Origin of the sequence: Rhizobium sp. GCM10022189, from assembly GCF_042656325.1 — a bacterium.
Lineage (GTDB): Bacteria > Pseudomonadota > Alphaproteobacteria > Rhizobiales > Rhizobiaceae > Rhizobium.
Map to the genome: position 1 here is coordinate 1 of NZ_JBHSOR010000014.1, position 20761 is coordinate 20761.

Consider the following 20761-nt stretch of genomic DNA (forward strand, 5'->3'; position numbering starts at 1 on the left):
AAGCGCCACCTGGCGCGACATCGCGGTGCCGGCCGTGCCGACCAACTACCAGCGCTTTGCCGAAGCGGTCAGGACCGGCAAGCAGGACGACCCCACTTTCCGCCATGCCGCCAACCTGCAGAAGGTCATCGATCTCGCGATCGTGTCGGAGAAAGAACGCCGGGAGCTCAATCTGCGGGCCTCCGATAACCCGGAGGGCAGCGCCCAGGAAAACAGGGCCGACGATCAGGGGCCGGCACTGGCACTCGTCGTCTGACGGCGGCAATATGGAAGGCCCGCGCAACCGGGCCTTCTTCGCGCCTATGATCCAGGCGACTTAGGCAGCCTTAACGGGTACGCCCGGGCCGCGATAGGCAATGAGATCCTCGATCGTGATCAGGTGGAGGCCGTGCCGTTCGGCAAACTGCTCGAGTTCGGGCAGGCGCGCCATCGTGCCGTCATCATTGGCGACTTCGCAGATGACGCCCGACGGCGACAGACCGGCAAGCCGTGCGAGATCGACGGCCGCCTCGGTATGGCCGGGGCGGGAAAGCACGCCGTTCGGATGCGCGCGCAGCGGAAAAATATGGCCCGGTCGCGCAAAATCCTCGGGGCGGGAATTTTCGCCGACGAGCGCACGAACCGTCGCGGCGCGGTCGGCCGCGGAAATACCGGTCGTCGTTTCGGGAATATAATCAACCGACACGGTGAAGGCTGTTCGCAACAGTTCGGTATTGTTGGGCACCATCTGCGGGATCTGCAATTCGTCCAGCCGCTCGCCTTCCATGGCCACACAGATGAGGCCACGGGCATAATTCATCATGAAGGCGATCGCCTGCGGAGTGATCGCCTCGGATGCGATGACGAGGTCGCCCTCGTTTTCGCGGTCGCGATCGTCGACGACGACCACGATCTCGCCTCGCGCAATCGCGGCGATTGCGTCTTCGATTTTGGAAATTGCCATCTTCTCTGCCTTTCAAGGGTTAGCCGCGTGAGCGGCATTCATGGCTGTAGAAAGCCACCATTTTCCCTTGGGCGAACAAGCATGCGAAACGCCGCGTGCCGCGCGGCGCCCTCTGCGTTGCTCTCTTCCATCCGGACTGTGACCGTCGGCTCCGGCATCTCACCGGATCTGCTGACCCTTCGCTTTTCGCGAAGGCGCTCGCGGGCTCCGAGTTGCCTCGATACCGCCGGTGGGGAATTGCACCCCGCCCTGAGAACATTCGTTAGATAGATGATGAAGCCCTTGTCCTGCAAGAGGTTGGGTGCGGATCATCCCGCGGGAATTGCCTCGCAGGAGTGAAAGCACCGTTCCCTTTTGTCGAACAGCATCATGGCATGATCGGGCCGAAGCCGGGGACATCGTTGGCACCGGCGTCATCCCGTCGGCCGGTAGCTACAGCGAGATCAGGCGCCCGATCGATGACCCATAGGGATGTTCGTTGCGTAAAGCGGTGCGAGCAATCATGGCCTGTCATCGTGAGGCGGCATGCCCCGCAGCGCCAGCCGCCGGTTCAGATGAAGGTCGCTTCGAACAGCTCGCGCGCATATTCGTCATGCGTTTTCCCGTCCTGCAGATCCTGCTTCGAGAGTTCGTCGATGAACCGGCCATCCTTCATGATCAGCACGCGATCGCACATATGGGCGATCACCGCGAGATCATGGCTGACAAGCACATAGGTCAGCCCCATTTCCTCGCGCTGGTCCGCGAGCAGGTTCAGGATTTCCGCCTGGATCGACACGTCGAGCGCCGAAGTCGGCTCGTCGAGAAGCAGGATCGGCGGCGAGAGGATCAGCGCCCGTGCGATCGCGACACGCTGGCGCTGGCCGCCGGAAAGTTCGTGCGGGAACCGGTTCGCAAATGCGGCCGGCAGGCCGACCTGGCGCAGGGAGCGTTCGACGGTCTGCCAGATTTCCTGCCTGCCCATCGCCCGCAGGGGCTCGGCAAGGGCAGTGCCGATCCGGTGGCGCGGATGCAGGGATCCGTATGGGTCCTGGAAGACCATCTGCGCGCATTTGAGGTCGTCGAGGCTGCGGGACTTGCCAACGCTGCGGCCGGCGAGGGAAATCTCCCCCGACCATCCCTTTTCCATGCCTGACAGGCATCGCAGGACGGTGGACTTGCCGCAACCGGACTCGCCGACAATACCCAGCGTTTCCCCGCGCGCGACGCTGAAGCCGATGTCCCTGACGACATGGTTCTGCTGTTTGCCGGACGTGAATGTGACGTTGAGGTCGCGGACGTCGATCATCATGCTCTCTCCAGGTCGATCTTCGAGCGGTCGAGAACCGCAAGCCGCCGGACGGGATGGCGCGGATCGGGCATCGCGGCGATCAGCCCCTTCGTATAGGGATGGCTCGCATCCTCCAGCCGCGTCAGCGTCTCGACGATACGCCCCGCATACATGACGATGATCCGCTCGCAGAAGGCGGAGACCATACGGATATCGTGACTGATCAGCAGCAGGCCGGAATCGTTCTCCCGGACGAGTTCGTCCAAGAGCGTCAGCACGTCCTTGCGCACGCTGACATCGAGCGCCGAGGTCGGCTCGTCGGCGATGACGAGCTTCGGCTTGGCAAGCAGCATCATCGCAATCATGACGCGCTGGCCCATGCCGCCGGATATCTGATGCGGATATTGTGCCATCACGCGCTCGGCGTCGCGGATGCGGACCCGCTCGAGCATCGTTTTGGCTGCTGCACTGGCCGCCGCGCCGCGCAGGCTGAGATGCAGGCGGGCCGCTTCGGCGACCTGCTTGCCGACTGTCAGTACGGGATTGAGCGAGTAGCGGGGGTCTTGCATGATGAGCGCAATATCCTTGCCGCGCATCTTTCCCATCTGCCTCTCGGACAGCGACAGAAGCGGACTGCCGTCGAGGTCGAGGCGCTTTGCCGAGACGGTGGCGCCTGCCGACAGAAGACGCATGATTGCCCGACCGGTCGTCGATTTTCCCGAGCCGGACTCGCCGACGATGCCGACGCGCTCGCGCCCGATCTCGAAGCTGACATGGGAGACGGCCGGCACGGCATTCTTGCCGAAGGTCACATTGAGGTCTTCGACGCAGAGGACTGGCTTCATATCAGGACCTGGCATGACGGGGATCCAGAATGTCGCGAAGCGCGTCGCCCGCGACGTTGAAGGCAAGGCTGGTGACGAGAATGGCAACACCCGGCATCACGGCAACCCACCAATAATCAAGCATGAACTTGCGCCCGCTCGATATCATCGCGCCCCATTCGGGCGCCGGCGGCTGCGCGCCCAACCCCAGGAAGCCCAGCGAAGCGGCCGTCAGGATGATGCCTGCCATGTTCAGGGTCAGGCGCACGATCACCGAAGGAATGCACATGGGGGCGATATAGACGAACAGGATGCGCAGGGGCGAGGCGCCATAGAGGCGGGCCGCGGCCACATAGTCGGCATTGCGGACGACCAGCGCCTCGGCGCGCGCGAGGCGCGCGATGGGCGGCCATGCCGTGAGCGAAATGGCGATGATCGCCGTCGTCAGGCCGGCCCCGAGCGCGGCCGCAAATGCCAGCGCCAGGATCAGCGAGGGAAAGGACAGGACGATATCCGTTGCCCGCATCAGCAGTGCGTCCGTCCGGCCTCCGAAGAAACCGGCGACGACGCCGATCAAAAGACCGATCGGGCCAACGATGAGAGAAATCGAGAGCACGGTCTGGACGGTGATCCGCGCTCCGTAGATCAGGCGGCTCAGAATATCCCGGCCGAACTCGTCAGTGCCCGCCCAATGCGCGGCACTCGGCGGCTGCAGCGCATCGGACAGGACCTGGATGTTCGGATCATAGGGCGCAAGCAAAGGCGCAAGGATCGCAACGGCGCAGAGGATCGCCAGAATGACGAAGCCGGCCATGCCGAGCGGCTCCTGCCCCAGCCGTGAGACGATCCGCATGGTCGAGGCGCCAATCCGGGCAGGCAGGCTCGGCGGGCGTACAGCGAGGTCAGTCTGGATTACATCGCTCATTGCGCGGCCTCCCGCGTCCGCGGATCGAATATCGCATAGGCGATATCCGCCAGGAAATTGAGGAACATGAAGATGAAACCGATGATGATGGTGGCGGCGACGACGGCGTTCATGTCGCCGATCATCAGCGCGTTCGTCATATATTGGCCGATACCCGGCCAGGAAAAGACGATCTCCGTCACGACGGCACCTTCCAGCAACCCGCCGTAGGAGATCGCCAGGATGGTGATGAGCTGCACGGCGATATTCGGCAGAACGTGACCGATGACGGTGCGGGCCGGGCCGACACCCTTTGCCCGCGCGGCAATCACGTAATCCTGGCTCAATTGCTCCAGCGTGAAGCTGCGGGTCATGCGGGTGATATAGGCCATGGCGGCATAGGCGAGGATCACGGCAGGCAGGATGATATGCCCAAGCGCATTCCAGAAGATTTCCGTCTCTCCCTGCAGCAGGCTGTCGACGAGCAGCAGCCCTGTCTGCGGCGCGACCATGCCCTCGTAGAAGACATCGACACGGCCGGGGCCGCCAACCCAGTTCAGCCCGGCATAGAAGATGACCAGGCCGACGATCCCGAACCAGAAGACCGGGATCGAGTGGCCGACAAGCGCGACGATCCGGGCGATCTTGTCGATAAACGTGTCTCGAAAGAGCGCCGCCGTCAGCCCAAGCGGAACGCCGACAAAGGTCGAGATCAGGATTGCCAGAGTGGCGAGCTCAAAGGTCGCGGGAAATGCCTGGGCAAGATCTGAGGAAACCGGATTGCCCGTCAGCACCGCCGTTCCGAAATCGCCATGCGCGAGACCGTTCAGGTAGATCAGGAACTGCTGGTAGATCGGCAGGTCCAGACCGAGCTTCTGGCGCATGGCGGCATAAGCGGCGGGGTCCGCCAGCTCGCCGACGATCGCTCCGACCGGATCGGCGGGAAGAATGCGGCCGATCACGAAGGTGACGCACAGCAGGATGAACAGGCTGACGGCCAGGTGCCACACACGGCGCGCCAGTTCCTTGACGGAGAGTTCCTTCATGATCGGCGACCTTGCTTAATCGGTCTCGGCTTTCGTGACGGCCTCAAGGCGGGTCGTCTGGTTCGGATGGCCGACATAGTTCTGAACCTTGTCGTTCAGCACGATCGGCTCGAACCGCTCGAACATCGGCAGGACGGCGGGCTTCTGATCCACGAACATCTTCTGCATCTCGACATAGAGTTCGCCGCGCTTCTTCGGATCGGGCTCGAGCGAGGCCTTTGCCGTCAGGGCCGTCAGTTCGGGTATGTCCCAGGCCGAGCGCCAGACGAAGTTGCCGGCATTGTTCGCCTCGAGAGAATTGTCGGGATTGGAGGCGAACTGCTCCATCGCCCCAAGCACGTTCGGCATGTAGGCGCCGGTCTGCGGAATGAGCAGATCGAAATTCCGAGCCCGATGGGCCGCGATGATATCGGATCCGTTGCCCTGCTGGATATCGACCTTGATGCCGATCTGGCCGAGCGAGGCCTGGATGGCAGTGGCAAGATCGATGCGAGGGGTCTGCGCGATGGTCTTCAGAGTAAGGGTGAAACCGTCCTTGAAGCCCGCCTCGGCAAGAAGCTCCTTCGCCTTGGCGACATCGAGATGCCAGTCAGGGCTTGGAATTGCATATTCGAAGTTTTCGGGAACCGGCACGGTGCGCGCCCGCCCGTAAGGCCCCATGATGGTCTTCTCGATCCCCTTGTAGTCGATACCGTAGGCGATCGCCTCCCGCACTTTCGGGTTCGAGAGATATTTGTTGCCGGCATTCATCGACAGCACGTAGAAGCCGCCCGTGGGCACACGCTGGATCTCGAAACCCTTCTTGTTTTCGAAGGTGGCGAGATCCGATGCGGTCATTGCGCTCGCTATGTCGATGTCGCCGCGCTCCAGCATCAGGCGCTCCACCTGGCTTTCGGGAACATGGCGGACGATGACGCGGCGCATCTTCGGCGCACCCGCAACGTAATTCTTGTTGGCGTCGATAATGACGAGTTCGTTGGGCGTCCAGCGGTTCAGCGTGAACGGCCCGGAGCCGGCCGAATGCGTTCTCAGCCATGCGTTGCCATAGTCGTCGTTGACGACATGTTTCTGGACCTCGACGCTGTCGACCACGCTCGCAATGACCATGGCGAGTCGGTAAAGCAGAAGCTCCGACGTCACTTCGCCGGAAAGATCGACGCGCACCGTCTTGTCGTCGACGGCCTTGACCAGCTGGTCGACATTGTCCTTCGTATAGCCGACGCGCTTCAGGTTGGCTGCAGCAGCCTGATCGAGCTTCAGCAGACGGCCGAGCGAATAGACGACATCCCTGGAGGTCACCGGATTTCCGGAAGCGAAGGTCGCGTCGCGCAGCTTGAACGTGATCCCCTTGTCGTCGACCTGCCAGCTCTCGGCAAGCTGCGGCACGATCTTGCCGTCAGGCGTCGAGGCGACGAGCCTGTCATAGAGGTTCGACATGATCTCGTTGGCCTTGGCCTCCGTCGCCTGCTGCGGGTCCAGCGAAAGAACCTGGGCAAGCGAGGTGCCGATCACCAGCTGATCGACAGGCGTCGCCGCCCGAAGCGCGGGCGCCGCCAAGGTCAGCGCGCAGAATGCGACGCCAACAAACAGGCTTCTGGAAAAATGCTTCATTGCAACTCCTCCCTGAGTTACTATACAAGACATAATATGTCGTCCGTATGTCGTATTATGATTTTTCGATCCGCTTTGCAAGCGCCATACGGGCGGGGGCGAATAAAATGGGGAAAGACGAGATGGTAGCGGGCACGCGCGGCAGGCAGCGTTTGGCGCAGCAGGTGATCGATCAGTTGCGCACGCAGATCGAGACGGGAAAGCTTCGCGAGGGAGACCAGCTTCCGACCGAGCCTCAGCTTGAGGCAACCTTCGGCGTCAGCCGCACCGTCGTGCGGGAAGCGATCGCCGACCTGCGGGCGGCCGGTTTCGTCCGCCCCATTCAAGGCAAGGGCGTCTTCGTGTCCGACCCCAACGCGCACGGCCGGCTGATCCTGACCCCGGTCGAGGTCAAGAGCATTCCGGAAACCCTTGAATTGCTGGAGTTTCGCATGGCGGTCGAAGGGGAAGCGGCCGCCATTGCGGCCTACCGCAGAACCGCCGAACAGGAGGCGGCTATTCGGCTCGCCAACCGGAAAATGGCTCAGCTCATCGAAAGCGGCGAGCCCACGGTCGAGGCCGACTACGAATTCCACACGGCCATTGCCAATGCCTCGAACAATAGGTTCTATATCGATGCGCTGCGTCATTTCGGGCCGCGCGCGATCCCGCGCGGCCAATTTCCGACCCTGCCCGAAGCCAATGACCGCGCCTATCTCGAAAAAGTTCATGCGGAGCACGGCGAGATCCTGGCGGCTATCGCCGAGCAGGATCCGGACCGCGCGCGACAGGCCATGCGCGCACATATGATGGCGAGCCAGCGGCGATACCGGATGCTGGCAGAGCAGCAATGAGGCTCGACAACCTCAAAAATTCATATTATGTCATACGACATGATTTGAATGGTCGGGAGGTTAATCGTGTATTTGGGAACCCAGGTCGCCGCGCGGGACGATGATGATTTTCGCGTTTTTGCCCAGCTTGGCGTAAGGCATATTTCCGCCGACCCGCCGGGCGCACCGTCGAGCTGGACGCTGGAGGATATCGAACGTCATCGCGATCATGTGGAGAGCTTCGGCCTCGTGCTGGACATGATCCAGCTGCCCCTGCCCTCCAAGCCGATCGAAAACGCCTCCTATCCCGACATTCTGCTGGCCGGCCCGGAACGCGACCGGCAGATCGATGCCGTCTGCCGGATGATCGAGAATTGCGCAAAAGCCGGAATTCCGGCGGCGAAATACAATCTCAACCTCATCGGCATTCCCCGGACGGAACTTGAAAAGGGCCGCGGCGGCTCGCTGAACGAGGCCTTCCGCTGGGACAGGGCCGACCAGCAGGCGGCACCTGGCCTTGCCGGCGTCCTCTCGGAGGATGAGAACTGGGAACGCATCGACTATTTCCTCGAACGCGTGGTTCCCGTTGCAGAGAGCAACAGGGTGCGCCTTGCCTGCCATCCGCACGATCCCTACACGCCGCCGGGCTATCGTGGCGTCACGCGCGTCCTTGGCACGGTCGACGGGCTGAAAAGATTCGTGCAGATGCACGAAAGCCCCTATCACGGCCTGAATTTCTGCCAGGGTTCGATCGGCGAGATGCTCGACAATCCGCGCGAGGAGATCGACGACATCATCCGCTGGTTCGGCACGCGCGGAAAGATCTTCAACCTGCACTTCCGCAACATCAGCGGCGGCAAGCTCTCCTTCATGGAAACGTTCCCCGATGAAGGCGACATGGACATGGTGCGGTCCCTGAAGGTCTACCGGGAGGTCGGCTACAAATACATGGTCATGCCGGACCATGTGCCGCGAATCAGTGGCCGCGACGCGACGGGCGTCGCCTTCAGCTTCTGCTACGGCTACATCGCCGCAATCCTCGAGGCGATGCAAGCCGGGCATATGTGAGCAGGCGCTCACCTTCAATCAGCAATCATTCAAGGAATTCGATATGGATCCCAACGCTATCAAGAAAGCCGTGGGCGACGGCCTGCTCTCTTTCCCGGTGACGCATTTCGACAGCGAGAACAAATTCAACGAGGCAGCATATCGCGAACACGTGAACTGGCTTGCCGGCTATGACGCAAGCGCGCTCTTTGCCGCCGGCGGCACAGGCGAATTCTTCTCGCTCAATCCGGCCGAAATTCCCGCCGTCATCCGCGCGGCCAAGGCTGCCGCAGGCAAGACACCGATCATCTCCGGCACGGGCTACGGCACCTCACTGGCGATCGATATTGCCCGATCCGCGGAAAAGGCCGGTGCCGACGGGCTGCTGCTCCTGCCGCCCTATCTGATGTTTGCCGAACAGGCCGGGCTTGTCGCTCATGTGAAGGCCGTCTGCCGGTCGGTCGGGATCGGCGTGATCGTCTATAACAGGGACAACGCGATCCTGTCGGCCGACAGCATTGCGGAACTTTGCGACGAATGCCCCAACCTCATCGGCTTCAAGGACGGCGTCGGCGATGTCGACCGCGTCATAGAGATCACCACCCGGATCGGCGACCGGCTGGTCTATGTGGGCGGCATGCCGACCCACGAAGTCTACGCGCAGGCCTATTTCGCGGCGGGGGTCACCACCTATTCCTCGGCGGTCTTCAACTTCATGCCGGCTCTTTCGCAGCGCTTCTACAAGGCTCTCAGAGCCGGCGACCAGAAGACGGTCGACCAGATCCTGAAGGACTTCTTCTTCCCGTTCGTCGCGCTGCGCAACCGCAGGAAGGGCTATGCGGTCTCCATCATCAAGGCCGGGCTGAAAGTCATCGGCCGCGATCCGGGCGCCGTGCGCGCGCCGCTCACGGACCTGACGGCCGAGGAACTTTCGGTATTGCGGTCGATTGTCGAGGCCAATGATCAGGCGAAACTGGCCGCGGAATAAAACCGCGGCCAGCGGCGCCGAGCCTCACGGCCGCCACGAGCGGCTGCCCTTGCGAAGGGCGGCCCGCTCCTAGCGCGCGTTGTATTTCGCGTCGAGCTCATCAATGGCGGAGACATTGCCGGCGGAGCGGCCGTTCTGGTCGAAGGTTTGCGCAAGAAACGCGTCGGCGATCGACTTCGCGAGTTCCGGTCCGATCACGCGCGCGCCCATCGTGATGATCTGCGCATTGTTTGAAAGGGCGGCCCGCTCGGCCGAATAGGTGTCGTGCGTCAGGGCCGCGCGAATGCCCGGCACCTTGTTGGCCGAGATGCAGACGCCGATGCCGGTGCCGCAGACCAGGATCGCCTTGTCATAGGTGCCGTCGATCACGCCCGAGGCGACACGGTCCGAGAGGTTGGCATAGAACGGGTCGAGCCCGTCGTTGACGCGCGACACTTCATGAACGTCGAACCGATCCTTGAGATGTTCGGCGAGCACCTTGGCGAGACCTTCGCCGGCGCTGTCCCCAGCAATTGCAAGCTTCATAATCTTTCTCCTTGGAGTTTGGCGGCGCATTTCGAGAGGATGTCGAGATAACCCTCGACGTTCCAGGCGGAACGGCCAATGAAGAGCCCGTCGATATGCGGGCTCGAAATCAGTTCCTCGCAGTTCTGCGGATTGACCGACCCGCCGTAGAGGCAGGGGATTTTTCGCCCGAGCGCCGCTTCGGCGACGGCGATGATCTCGGCCTGCCGGGCATCGGCATAGTCGGCGGTTGCCGGAATGCCCTTCTCGCCGATCGCCCATACGGGTTCGTAGGCAAGAAGGATTTCCGCGGATTTCTGCTCGCCGGAGAGTTTCGAAAGCGCCCCGCGCACCTGGACCGCCAGGATCTCCGCGGCCTTTCCGCTCTCGCGGTCGGCAAGGGTTTCGCCGATGCAGATGAGCGGGATCAGCCCGTGGCGCACTGCCGCCTCGGTCTTCAGCCCGACCGTCTCATCCGTTTCTCCGAAAAACTCGCGCCGCTCGGAATGCCCAAGCTCGACGATATCGAGATTGCAATCCTTCAGCATCAAGGGGGAGACTTCGCCCGTCCAGGCGCCCTGGTCCGCCCAGTGCATGTTCTGCGCGCCTACCTTGACGGAGGTCTTTGCAAGCATGCGCTTGACCTCCCGCACCGCCGTAAACGGCGGGATCACGAAGCGCTGGATGACAGGATCGCGCAGAGCATCGGCCGCCTCGAGGCCGCGAGCGAAATGCTCGGCTTCCGCGAGCGTCTTGTTCATCTTCCAGCTGGTGCCAATCCAGAAGCGCGGTTTCTCCGTCATGCCTGATCCTGTGCTGGAGCGACGGTGAGCCTGATGCCCGCCCGATCGAATTCATCGAGAACAGCGGCCGCCGGCGCGCTGTCGGTGATAACAGTGTCGAAATCCGCCAGATCCGCCATGACGTGCAGCGCCGTGTGGCCGATGCGCTGGTGGTTGACGAGCAGGCAGCTTCTGGCCGAAGAGGCCATCATCGCCCGCTTGGCGCGAACGACATTGTCGTCCATGTGATAGGCAAGCCTGCCGCTCACCGCCGGCGTCGAAATGAAAGCGATGTCCGCCCTCAGGCGTGACAGCGCTTCTTCCGTCACGACGCCGAGATAGGCGTTGAACTTCGCCGAATAGATGCCTCCGAGCGCGATCAGCGTTATTCCGTTCTCGCCCTTCAACCGCTCCATGATCGCCGCGTTGTTGGTAATCACCGTCAGCGGCCGCTTGCGCACCAGCATTTCGCCGAGAACCGCCGCCATCGAGCCGTCATTGACCATGACCGTCATGCCGGGCTCGACCAGGCCAAGCGCTTCCTGCGCCATGGCAATCTTGGCTTCGCCGCCCTGACGCTCGCGAATGCGAAAATCGCTCTCGAATTGCGTTCCGGCATCGATCGTCGCGCCGCCGCGCACTTTGCGCAGGACGCCGGCTTGTTCCAGGTCGTCGAGATCGCGGTGAATGGTCATCTTGGAGACGGAAAAACGTTCAGCGAGATCGTCCACTTCGACGGTCTTGGCCTCGACAAGCAGATTGACGATCAGTTGCTGGCGTTCTTCCCGTTTCATTCTTCTCAATCCCGATTAATAACAAAATAACATTTAAATCGTGAAAATCAACAAACAATGATGTTACTATGTGGCTATCGGCCACCAATCATCGTCACGCCAGAAGGGCTTGCGCGGTCCGTTCGTCGGTGATGAGCCCGTGAAGGCGGCGGCTGCGCAGGATGGCTCTGATGGCGGCCACCTTGGCCTGTCCGCCTGCCAGGGCCACGAGGCGCTCCTTCTTGGTCGTCGGAAAGGATGCCGACAGCGTGCGGCCGGTCAGGGCCGTATCGAGGATCTGGCCATCCGCATTGAAAAAGTGACCGAGAATTTCGCCGACGCCGCCCGCGGCGGCAATGTCCTCGATCTCGCCCGGCTCGACCAGACCGGAAAGCACCAGCTGGGCCTCGGCATCCACCGTCCCCAGGCCGACGAGTTTCAGGTCGGCATTGTTTGCGAGATCGAACACTTCCTTGACACCGCGCTGCGCTCTCAACACCTCCCGGTCCTCGGCGGTGTTGGCGAAGAAGGGAACCGGCATGACATAGGCCTGTGTGCCGGTCTTTTCCGCGATGCGGTGCATGACGTCATAGGGATTGGCGCCGTAATTCCGCGTGAGGCCGCCAAGCAGGGAAACGAAGCGCATATCCTTGGCATTGGTCCGCGGCATATATTGAACGGCGGCCGAAAGCGTGCGGCCGTGGCCAAGGCCGATGACGGCGTGATCGCCATGTTCGATCTCGCGCTTGAGATAGCCCGCCCCCGCATGACCGAGCGCGCGCAGCGGCAGGCCCTCTTCGCCAAGATCGGGCGCGACCTCGCAATATTGCAATCCGAATCTCTCGGCGAGCCGCGTCTCCAGTTCGACGCACTCAACGATATCACCGTCGATCGTGACCTTGACGACACCATCGGCGACGGCCCGCGCAATCAGCCGATGCGCCTTGACGGAGGGGATACCGAGGCGCCGGGCCACGTCGGACTGCGTCAGCCCGCCGGCGTAGTGAAGCCAGGCGGCCCGGACTGCAAGCGTATCATCGGCATCCGTCATCGCCGCACCCTTCCCATCTCTTCGACGGCTATACCGCCCGATAACAACCAGCCTTTGTAAATCGCCGGATCATATCTTCAAGTCTGCAGCGCCCGTATCGATATGCGGCGCCCAGAAGGCGACACTCTCGGCGATCTGCGCGATGACCTCGCGGTCGTTCGGTTCGCGTTCCTTGAAGGAGAGTTCGAGGCAGATCTCGTTGTCATCGGCACCGCCTGCCGCGAAGGCCTCCAGCAGCGGTTCGGCGTGAATCCTGCCCTTGGCATTGAATTCCGCCGTGAACGGCCGGTGGCCGCCCTTGTCCATCAGGCTCTGCTTGATGTGGATGATCGGCGAGAGCTTCGGCACGGCCCGCGCCCAGGCATAGGGATCGTAATCGTCGGGATTGGCGGACGTGACGTCGCCATGGTCGATATCCGCCATCATCCACATCGGCACCGCCATATCGGCGGCAGTCAGTCGCGCCTGCAGCGCAAGGCAGGATTCGATCGTGTCGCCGAATTCCCGGCCGATGCTCATCGGCTCCCAGAAAACATAGGAAAGACCGGCGGCCCTGGCATGCTCGGCAACCTCGCACCAGCAATCGATGGCGATTTTGATCAGCTCTTCTCGCCGGCTCGCGTCGTCGAAGTCCTTGTAGGTGAAGATTGCAAATTGCGTGCCGACGGAATGGCCGCCGAGATCGGCGGTGATATCTGCGAAGGTCCTGAACCAATCCACGTAATAGCGCCGGACCTCGGCATCCGGATGCCCGAAATGGTTCAGCCGTCCGTAAGGCCCGGTCATGCCCGAGGTGACGCGAACGCCGGTGCGCTCCAGGGCCGCCTTCATCTGGCGGGTGAGACGACGGATGACAGGTGCCTGCCAGCTTGGATTGATGAATTCGTGCGTCAGCTGGAGATCGCGGATGCGCAGGTCGCGCGCCACCGTCTCGATCAGGTCGTCGGGATCGGCGAAACGGTTTACCAGCGGATTGGTATTCAGCGAAAGCGAAAGCGGCATCAAGGCCTCCTCAGGCGGCGGCAAGATGGGATGAGGCAAACCAGTCGGCAAAGGCTGCCCGCTCGGCCTCGCTCAGATGCAGGTAATGCTTGGTGCGGCGATAGAGGATGTCTTCGGCCGTCTCCGCCCATTCGCAGGCGGCAAGATAACGGGCTTCGGCCTCGTAAAGCTGCCCGCCGAAATGGCGGCCGAGGCCCTGCAGGTCCGTTGCTCCGGCAACCAGGTTCCTGGTGCGTGTGCCATAGAGGCGGCCATAGTGATGGACGAGCTTGCGCGGCATCCAGGGATAGCTGTCCCGCAGGCTGTTGGCGAAGGTCTCGTAGTCGGCATTGGGCATTTCGCCGCCCGGCAGCGGCGCCTTTTCCGTCCAGTCGCCGCCCATGTTCGGGAAAACGTGCCTGAGGCGCTGCATGCCGCGTTCGGCGAGTTCCCTGAATGTGGTGATCTTGCCGCCGAAGACGTTGAGAAGCGGCGCTCCTCCGGTCTCGTCGAGATCGAACACATAGTCGCGGGTCACGGCCGACGGATTGCCCTTGCCGTCGTCAAACAGCGGGCGCACGCCGGAGAAGCTGTGCAGCACATCCTGCCGGCGCAGCTTCTCCTTGAAATAGCGGTTTACCGCCTTCAAGAGATAGTCGATTTCCGCCTCGTCGGCCGACACATCCTCGGCCCGGCCTTCATAGGCGATATCGGTCGTCCCGATCAGCGCCTTGTCGCCCTCATAGGGGTTGATGAAAATGACGCGCTTATCGTGGTTCTGGACCAGATAGGCGTTGGAGCCGACCCAGAACTTCGGCACGATGATGTGGCTGCCCTTGACGAGACGCACATTGCGGCTGGAATTGGAGCCGGCGACGCGGTTGATGATGTCCGTGACCCACGGGCCGGCGCAATTGACGAGACATTTGGCGCGGAACGTCCGCGTCTCGCCGCTCGTGCTGCTTTTCGTCGTGATCGTCCACTGGCCGTTTTCCCGGCGCGCCGACACTGCCGGCGAGCGGGTGAGCACAAGGGCGCCCTTCTCGGCGGCGCTCACCGCATTCAAGGTGACGAGGCGAGCATCATCGACCCAGCAATCCGAATATTCGAAACCGCGGGTATATTGATCGAGTAGGGGCGTGCCTTCGGGATCGCGCAGCAGGTTGAGCGTGCGGGTGCCCGGCAGTTTCTTGCGGCCGCCGAGATGATCGTAGAGGAAGAGGCCGAGCCGGACGAGCCAGGCGGGACGGTCTTCCGGACTGTGCGGCAGGACGAAACGCATCGGCCAGATGATGTGCGGGGCTGCGTTGAGCAGCACCTCGCGTTCGATCAGCGCCTCCCGCACGAGGCGGAACTCGTAATATTCGAGATAGCGAAGGCCGCCATGCACAAGCTTGCCGGAGCGGGAGGAAGTGCCCTGGGCCAGGTCATCCTTTTCGCACAGGGCGACTTTCAAGCCGCGCCCGGCGGCATCGCGGGCAATGCCCGCGCCGTTGATGCCGCCGCCGATGACGAAAAGATCCAGGATTTCGGGTTCGGTCATGTCATGCTCCCTCGGATGCCTGTTGCATCAGCGATTCATTTTGCAGGCGGCATCGCCGCGGCTCTGGCCAGTATTTCCCAGGCAGCGGGCATCGCCCTTCGGATATCCGCATAGGCGGAGAAAAGCAGATCGAAGCGCGCAGCTTCCTCGCCGACCGGCTCTTCGGCCTCGCCGAGCAGCGGCGTGACCCAGTCGGCGATGCAGTCGTCCATTGTCCGGTAGGCGCCGATCGCCACAGCCGCCATCATGGCGGCACCGGCCGCTCCGGTTTCCTCGCGGCGGGACAGCCGGATCGGCGCCTTGAGGGATGCGGCGAGAGAGCGGCGCAGCGCACCCGAGCGCACGGCGCCGCCGGTGACGCGCAGCTCTTCCGGCATATCGCCCATGGCGGCGTAACAATCGCGCGTTGCGAGCGCCAGTCCTTCGACGACCGCACGGACGAGATCCGGAAATCCGTGGCGGATCGAAAGACCGGAAAAACCTGCCCGCGCCTGGGCATTGACGAAGGGGCCTCGCTCTCCGGCCTCGGAAATATAGGGATGATAGACGACCGATCCCGGCGTGCTTTCGAAAAACCAGCGGTCGATCCTGGCGACGAGATCGGCGTGCGTGGCAGGCTTTCCGGCCTCCGCCATCAGATAGGCCGCCATTTCCAGCAGCCAGTCGATGTTGATCGTCGCCCCCATATTGGTCTGCACCTGGGTAACAATGCCCGGGATCGGCAGGGCGATAACATAACCCGTGCCCTCGCGGTTGAGATGCACGTCGGCGACCGGTTTTGCACGCAAATGCACGCCGGTCGAGCCGATCGTCGAACAGGCCGCGTTGCGCCCATCGCTGCGCACACCGGCGCCGAGTGCCGTCATCACCATGTCGACATAGCCGAGGCTGACCGGCGTGCCGGCGAGCAGGCCGCAGGCCCGGGCCGCTTCCGGTGTCAGCGGATGGCTGGTTTGGCTTCCGTCGACAATATCGGGCAGAAGCGCGCGGCGATGCGTCAGCCCGAGCGCGTCAATGGCAACAGGCGAATAGCGCCGGGTCCGGAAATCACCAAAAGTGAAGCTTGCCTCCGAAGGGTCGGTCGCCCGCACGCCGGTAAAGTTGAGATAGAGCCAGTCCTTGCAATGCAGCGCCGCTTCCGCCCGATCCAGAAGCTCCGGCACGACCCGATCCATATGAGCGAGCTGCGCGCCCTGCTGGCAGGTGTTGAGCCCCGTGCCGGTCTGTTCGAAACGTGCCCGGTCCGTTGCCTGGCCGGCAAGCGAAACCACGGTCGGCGCAGCACGGGCGTCAAGCCAGAGCCAGGCATCGGCCACGGGCCGATTTCCGGCGCCGACAAGCCATGTTCCGTCGCCCTGCCCCGTCACCGCGATGGCGGCGGTACGCGATGCAAGACCCTCAAGCTTCTCGCCAAGGCCGAGAAGCGCAGTGACGCAATCTTCCCAGGTCTGCGCGAGCGATTGCGTGGCCGAACCATCGCTGCCGCTTGAATATCTGTTGCGGACGGATGCTGCGGCGATCTGACGGCCGGAAAGGTCGAAGGCGACCGCCTTGATGACCGAAGTGCCGGCGTCGATACCGATGATGACCTGGTGGCTGACGTCCATCGCGGCTTATCCGGCAACCACGTCGAGTGTCGCGAGGGGCAAAACGCGCGTCGATTTCATGTCTCATATCCTCCCGGTCGGCATGGCCGGCAAAGGGCACAGGCGACCACACTTCGAATCTACGGGCAAGTCGGCGGGCGCGCAGCCGCGCTCCAAACCCTTGAGGCCCGATCCTTTCCGGACCTCCCATAGCTTCACCAAGAAGATAACATAAAGATATCATTGTTCCAGTAAGATTTTTCTCGCAATGAAATTTTTTTCAGATAAAATAGACCCGATCAACATGATAGACGCTGACGACGATCTTGGCCGTGCGCGGCCACAGCCGCATATCGCGAATACGCAAGCGAAGTAATTTTCTCTTTTATAATCAAATATATATTCTCAGAGGCCGCGGCGATCGAGCAGCTCTTCGGTCGAAGCCTGCGTCCGATATCACGCTCCTTTTCGCCGCGCTTCGGATACGTCGAACACCAAGTTGTCAGCACCAGTTTACAAAACGGCTGTTGACAGGCGGACGATTTGATAACATGATTTTTGGCATAAATACCACTTACCTATCACGCAGGCATCGCTGCTGACGGGAATAGCGGCCCAGGCGGTTGGAGGAGACAAGCGCCGGTCCGAGATGGAGGAGGTTCGGATGTGCATTTTTCCCGCTGATCGTCGCGCTGCCCGTTCCGGCAGGGTTTCGCACTCCAATGCGGTTTTCGATGCGCGCCGCCTGCGATGAACGCGACCGGGCTCTCGCCTCGTTCATCCTCTCTCGAGATAAATCCGACCAGCCGTAAAGGCCGCCAGCAATGAATACCCAGTCCGCCCCCACAACATCCACGCCAGGCAAAGGCAACCTCAAGACCATCGTCAGCGCCGTTGCCGCAATCGTTGTCATCGGCGCAATCGCGCTCGACACCAAGGTCGTCCAGATCGGCTCGGCGAACGACGTGAGGCAACAGGCCTTTTCTCCGGAGACCTTCGGTGCGGAGCAGTTTCCGAAAATCCAGGCGGATGTCGAAAAGAGGGCTGTCGCCGCGTCCGACCTGGCTGCGGCGATCGCGGCAGACAAGAAGGCTGCCGGCGAAAAATACGGTGTTGCCACAAGCACCGGCCCGGTCATCCCGGTGACGCTGAGCGGCACTTTCGGCGCGCGCAAATCCAATACAAACGAGATGAAGATCGACGGCCTCCCCCCCGAGACGGTGGTCCGTGTCCAGACCGGCCCTGCGGTCAATGGCACGGACCTCCGCGACGCCACGGGCACGATCGAATTCGGTCAGTTCACCAACCAGATCCAGTATCAGGATGCCGGCTCGGCCATCAACAACGAGATGAAGAAGACCGTCTTCGCCGGCCTTGATCCGGACCAGCTCGATGGCAAGACGGCAACCGTCATCGGTGTCTTCAAGCTGATCAACCCGAAGAACTGGCTCGTAACTCCGGTCAAGGTCGACGTCAGATGAGCGCGCCGTCCACATCCGAAGTCGTCGGCGAGGTCGTGCTTGCGGCCCGCAACATCGCCAAATCCTACGGCAGCGTGCATGCCCTCAAGGGCGTCAATTTCGATATCCATCGCGGCCAGGTCACCACGCTGTTCGGGGAGAACGGGGCGGGCAAATCGACGCTGATGAAGATCCTTTCGGGCGTCGTCCAGCCGACATCGGGCGAGATCATCCTCGACGGCGCGCCGATCAGCTTCAGCTCTTCGACCCATGCGCGCGAATGCGGCATCTCGATCATTCACCAGGAGCTCAGCCTCGCCCCCAATCTCAGCGTGCGCGACAACATTTTCATGGGCCGCGAGATCATCAGAGGCGGCGTTGTCGATTTCGCGGAGGAAGAGCGCCAGACGCGCATTCTGATGGAAGAGCTGGAAGAGGAGATCGATCCGCTGACCAAGGTCGAAGATCTGCGTCTTGGCCAGCAGCAGATCGTCGAGATCGCCCGGGCGCTATCGGTCAATTCGCGCATCCTGATCATGGACGAGCCGACTTCGGCGCTGAGTGCCACCGAGGTCGAGGTGCTTTTCAAGGTCATCCACGACCTGACCGATCGCGGCGTGTCGATCGTCTATATCTCCCATCATCTCGAGGAAGCGCTGCAGATCACCAACCACGCCGTCGTCTTGCGCGACGGCACCATGACCGCCTACGCGCAACGCCGGGACATCGATCTTGAATGGATCGTGCGAAACATGGTGGGCGACAATTTCGATCTCGGCAGTCCGCCCGACGGTTACGAATTCGGTAAGCCTGCGCTGTCGATCGACAATCTCACCGTTCCCGGCCCGTCCGGCTCGGCCTTCAACTCCGTCGACCGCCTGTCGCTGGACGTGCGCGCCGGAGAGGTCGTCTGCATCTACGGCCTGATGGGCGCCGGCCGTACCGAACTTCTGGAATGCGTGGCCGGGCGATTGCGCGCAAGTGGCGGCACCGTTCGGCTCGAAGGCCAGGACGTCGGACATCTGAGCATCGCCGGACGCATCGCCAGCGGCCTTGTTCTGGTGCCCGAGGATCGCCAGCGTGACGGTCTTGTCCAGACGATGTCGGTCGGCTCCAACCTGTCGCTCGCCAGCATCGGCGCCTTTACCAGGGGGCTGTTCACATCCGGCCGTCGCGAGCGCGAGCTTGTCGATGCCTCCATTCGCAGGGTCCGCGTCAAGACCGACGGGGGAGAGGCCGCCATCGGCTCGCTGTCGGGCGGCAACCAGCAAAAGGTGGTTATCGGCAAAATGCTGGCGACCGACCCGAAGGTCATTCTTCTCGATGAGCCGAGCCGCGGTATCGACATCGGCGCCAAGGCCGAAGTCTTCAAGCTGCTGGCCGAACGCGCCCGGCAGGGCCTCGCCGTCGTCTATTCGACCTCGGAAGTCAACGAATGCCTGAGCATCGCGCACCGCATCATCGTCATGCATCGCGGCCGGATCTCGGCCGAGTTCGGTGCTGATGTCACCAAGGAAAAGATCATGGCCGCATCAGGCGAAGCCGTGGTCGCGCACTAGCCCGGAATTATGGAGCACTGATTATGTCAGTCACGAACATCACCGAAAAGAAGTCAGTGTCGCACGGGCAGAAGCGCAACACCAACCTCGTGCGCCTGATCCTGGAAGGCCGCGCCTTCTTCGCGCTGATCGTCATCATCGCGGTCTTCTCCTTCCTGTCGCCCTATTACTTTACCCTGGGCAACTTCCTGACCATGGCCTCGCATGTGGCGATCTTCGGCATTCTGGCGATCGGCATGCTTCTGGTGATCCTGAACGGCGGCATCGACCTGTCGGTCGGCTCGACGCTCGGACTTGCCGGCTGCATTGCCGGCTTTCTGATGCAGGGTGTGACGCTGACGGCTTTCGGCGTCATCCTCTATCCGCCGGTCTGGGCTGTCGTGGTCATCACCTGCGCCCTCGGCGCCGTCGTCGGCGCGGTCAACGGCGTGCTGGTTGCCTATCTGAAAGTGCCGGCCTTCGTCGCCTCGCTCGGCGTGCTCTATGTGGCGCGCGGCATTGCGCTGCTGATGACCAACGGTCTGACCTACAACAATCTCGGCGGCCGCCCCGAACTCGGCAATACCGGTTTCGACTGGCTCGGCTTCAACCGTCTGGCGGGCATTCCGATCGGCGTCATCGTGCTCGCCGTGCTCGCGATCATCTGCGGCATAGTGCTTAGCCGCACGGCTTTCGGCCGCTGGCTATACGCCTCCGGCGGCAACGAGCGCGCCGCCGACCTCTCGGGCGTGCCGGTCAAGCGCGTCAAGGTGATCGTCTACGTGCTTTCGGGCGTCTGTGCGGCCATTGCCGGCCTGGTCCTGTCGTCGCAGCTGACCTCTGCCGGCCCGACGGCGGGCACGACCTACGAATTGACGGCGATTGCGGCCGTCGTCATCGGCGGCGCTGCGCTGACGGGCGGGCGCGGCACCGTGCGCGGCACGATGCTCGGCGCCTTCGTGATCGGCTTCCTCTCGGATGGCCTCGTCATCATCGGTGTCTCGGCCTACTGGCAGACCGTCTTCACCGGCGCGGTCATCGTCCTCGCGGTCCTCATGAACAGCATCCAATACGGGCGCCGGGCAAAATCGTCCTGAC

19 protein-coding genes, 1 pseudogene and 1 riboswitch are annotated in these 20761 nt (G+C 62.4%); of the genes and pseudogenes, 7 read left to right on the top strand and 13 right to left on the bottom strand.

All coding sequences use genetic code 11. The annotated features are described in order from the left end of the window. A pseudogene (locus ACFPWW_RS10385) lies at positions 1-256 on the top strand (gfo/Idh/MocA family oxidoreductase); the annotation flags it as partial. Positions 257-316: 60 nt separating this feature from the next. Here the strand turns inward: ACFPWW_RS10385 and ribB are convergent. The 6 genes from ribB to ACFPWW_RS10415 form a co-directional block, all read right to left on the bottom strand. Continuing rightward, the gene (gene ribB / locus ACFPWW_RS10390; protein WP_112758563.1) at positions 317-943 is read right to left on the bottom strand and encodes a 3,4-dihydroxy-2-butanone-4-phosphate synthase; all 627 of its coding nucleotides are present in this window, start codon (positions 941-943) and stop codon (positions 317-319) included. Positions 944-1058: 115 nt separating this feature from the next. Then, positions 1059-1204: riboswitch (FMN riboswitch) on the bottom strand. A gap of 289 nt (positions 1205-1493) precedes the next feature. Beyond that, entirely contained in the window at positions 1494-2231 is a 738-nt protein-coding gene (locus tag ACFPWW_RS10395; RefSeq protein ID WP_112759159.1) for an ABC transporter ATP-binding protein, read from the bottom strand. Then, entirely contained in the window at positions 2231-3073 is an 843-nt protein-coding gene (locus ACFPWW_RS10400) for an ABC transporter ATP-binding protein (RefSeq protein WP_112572612.1), read from the bottom strand. Before ACFPWW_RS10400 ends, ACFPWW_RS10395 begins: the two co-directional genes overlap by 1 nt. Next, positions 3060-3962, bottom strand: coding sequence for an ABC transporter permease (locus tag ACFPWW_RS10405; protein WP_377311559.1), 903 nt, complete (start codon positions 3960-3962; stop codon positions 3060-3062). The genes ACFPWW_RS10400 and ACFPWW_RS10405 overlap by 14 nt, the downstream gene beginning before the upstream one ends. Next, positions 3959-4987 (bottom strand): ABC transporter permease, encoded by a 1029-nt coding sequence (locus ACFPWW_RS10410; protein ID WP_112572616.1) that lies wholly within the window; start codon positions 4985-4987, stop codon positions 3959-3961. Before ACFPWW_RS10410 ends, ACFPWW_RS10405 begins: the two co-directional genes overlap by 4 nt. A 15-nt stretch (positions 4988-5002) precedes the next feature. After that, complete coding sequence (locus tag ACFPWW_RS10415; RefSeq protein WP_377311560.1) at positions 5003-6598, bottom strand: ABC transporter substrate-binding protein; 1596 nt, start codon at positions 6596-6598, stop codon at positions 5003-5005. A 122-nt stretch (positions 6599-6720) separates the two neighbouring features. On the opposite strand from ACFPWW_RS10415, the gene ACFPWW_RS10420 reads away from it, so the two are divergent. From ACFPWW_RS10420 to kdgD, 3 genes are all read left to right on the top strand, one after another. After that, on the top strand, positions 6721-7431 hold the full coding sequence (locus ACFPWW_RS10420) for a FadR/GntR family transcriptional regulator (RefSeq protein WP_112705530.1): 711 nt from the start codon (positions 6721-6723) through the stop codon (positions 7429-7431). 66 nt (positions 7432-7497) lie between these two features. Continuing rightward, the gene (locus ACFPWW_RS10425) at positions 7498-8478 is read left to right on the top strand and encodes a mannonate dehydratase (RefSeq protein WP_377311561.1); all 981 of its coding nucleotides are present in this window, start codon (positions 7498-7500) and stop codon (positions 8476-8478) included. Between the two features lie 43 nt (positions 8479-8521). Beyond that, on the top strand, positions 8522-9445 hold the full coding sequence (gene kdgD, locus ACFPWW_RS10430; protein ID WP_377311562.1) for a 5-dehydro-4-deoxyglucarate dehydratase: 924 nt from the start codon (positions 8522-8524) through the stop codon (positions 9443-9445). A 69-nt stretch (positions 9446-9514) separates the two neighbouring features. Here kdgD and ACFPWW_RS10435 read toward each other — a convergent pair whose 3' ends face one another. From ACFPWW_RS10435 to ACFPWW_RS10465, 7 genes are all read right to left on the bottom strand, one after another. Further along, entirely contained in the window at positions 9515-9970 is a 456-nt protein-coding gene (locus ACFPWW_RS10435) for an RpiB/LacA/LacB family sugar-phosphate isomerase (RefSeq protein ID WP_112572626.1), read from the bottom strand. Further along, positions 9967-10752, bottom strand: a complete 786-nt coding sequence (locus ACFPWW_RS10440) for a triose-phosphate isomerase (protein WP_112705533.1) — start codon at positions 10750-10752, stop codon at positions 9967-9969. Before ACFPWW_RS10440 ends, ACFPWW_RS10435 begins: the two co-directional genes overlap by 4 nt. Continuing rightward, positions 10749-11525 (bottom strand): DeoR/GlpR family DNA-binding transcription regulator, encoded by a 777-nt coding sequence (locus tag ACFPWW_RS10445; RefSeq protein WP_112705534.1) that lies wholly within the window; start codon positions 11523-11525, stop codon positions 10749-10751. The genes ACFPWW_RS10440 and ACFPWW_RS10445 overlap by 4 nt, the downstream gene beginning before the upstream one ends. Before the next feature lie 94 nt (positions 11526-11619). Next, positions 11620-12555, bottom strand: coding sequence for a sugar-binding transcriptional regulator (locus ACFPWW_RS10450; protein WP_112572632.1), 936 nt, complete (start codon positions 12553-12555; stop codon positions 11620-11622). A gap of 69 nt (positions 12556-12624) precedes the next feature. Then, the gene (locus tag ACFPWW_RS10455; protein ID WP_112705535.1) at positions 12625-13557 is read right to left on the bottom strand and encodes a sugar phosphate isomerase/epimerase family protein; all 933 of its coding nucleotides are present in this window, start codon (positions 13555-13557) and stop codon (positions 12625-12627) included. A gap of 10 nt (positions 13558-13567) precedes the next feature. Beyond that, positions 13568-15079, bottom strand: a complete 1512-nt coding sequence (locus ACFPWW_RS10460) for a glycerol-3-phosphate dehydrogenase (RefSeq protein WP_377311563.1) — start codon at positions 15077-15079, stop codon at positions 13568-13570. 35 nt (positions 15080-15114) lie between these two features. Continuing rightward, positions 15115-16686, bottom strand: a complete 1572-nt coding sequence (locus ACFPWW_RS10465) for an FGGY-family carbohydrate kinase (protein WP_377311564.1) — start codon at positions 16684-16686, stop codon at positions 15115-15117. Positions 16687-17489: 803 nt separating this feature from the next. Between ACFPWW_RS10465 and ACFPWW_RS10470 the strand changes: the two genes are divergently transcribed. From ACFPWW_RS10470 to ACFPWW_RS10480, 3 genes are read left to right on the top strand one after another with little or no spacing between them, the layout of a single operon-like run. Further along, positions 17490-18146 carry a DUF2291 family protein gene (locus ACFPWW_RS10470; RefSeq protein WP_377311565.1) on the top strand — a complete coding sequence of 219 codons (657 nt, stop codon included), beginning with the start codon at positions 17490-17492 and terminating at the stop codon, positions 18144-18146. Continuing rightward, complete coding sequence (locus tag ACFPWW_RS10475; protein ID WP_112705538.1) at positions 18143-19684, top strand: sugar ABC transporter ATP-binding protein; 1542 nt, start codon at positions 18143-18145, stop codon at positions 19682-19684. The genes ACFPWW_RS10470 and ACFPWW_RS10475 overlap by 4 nt, the downstream gene beginning before the upstream one ends. Positions 19685-19707: 23 nt before the next feature. Then, complete coding sequence (locus ACFPWW_RS10480; RefSeq protein WP_112705539.1) at positions 19708-20760, top strand: ABC transporter permease; 1053 nt, start codon at positions 19708-19710, stop codon at positions 20758-20760. Position 20761 lies beyond the last annotated feature (1 nt).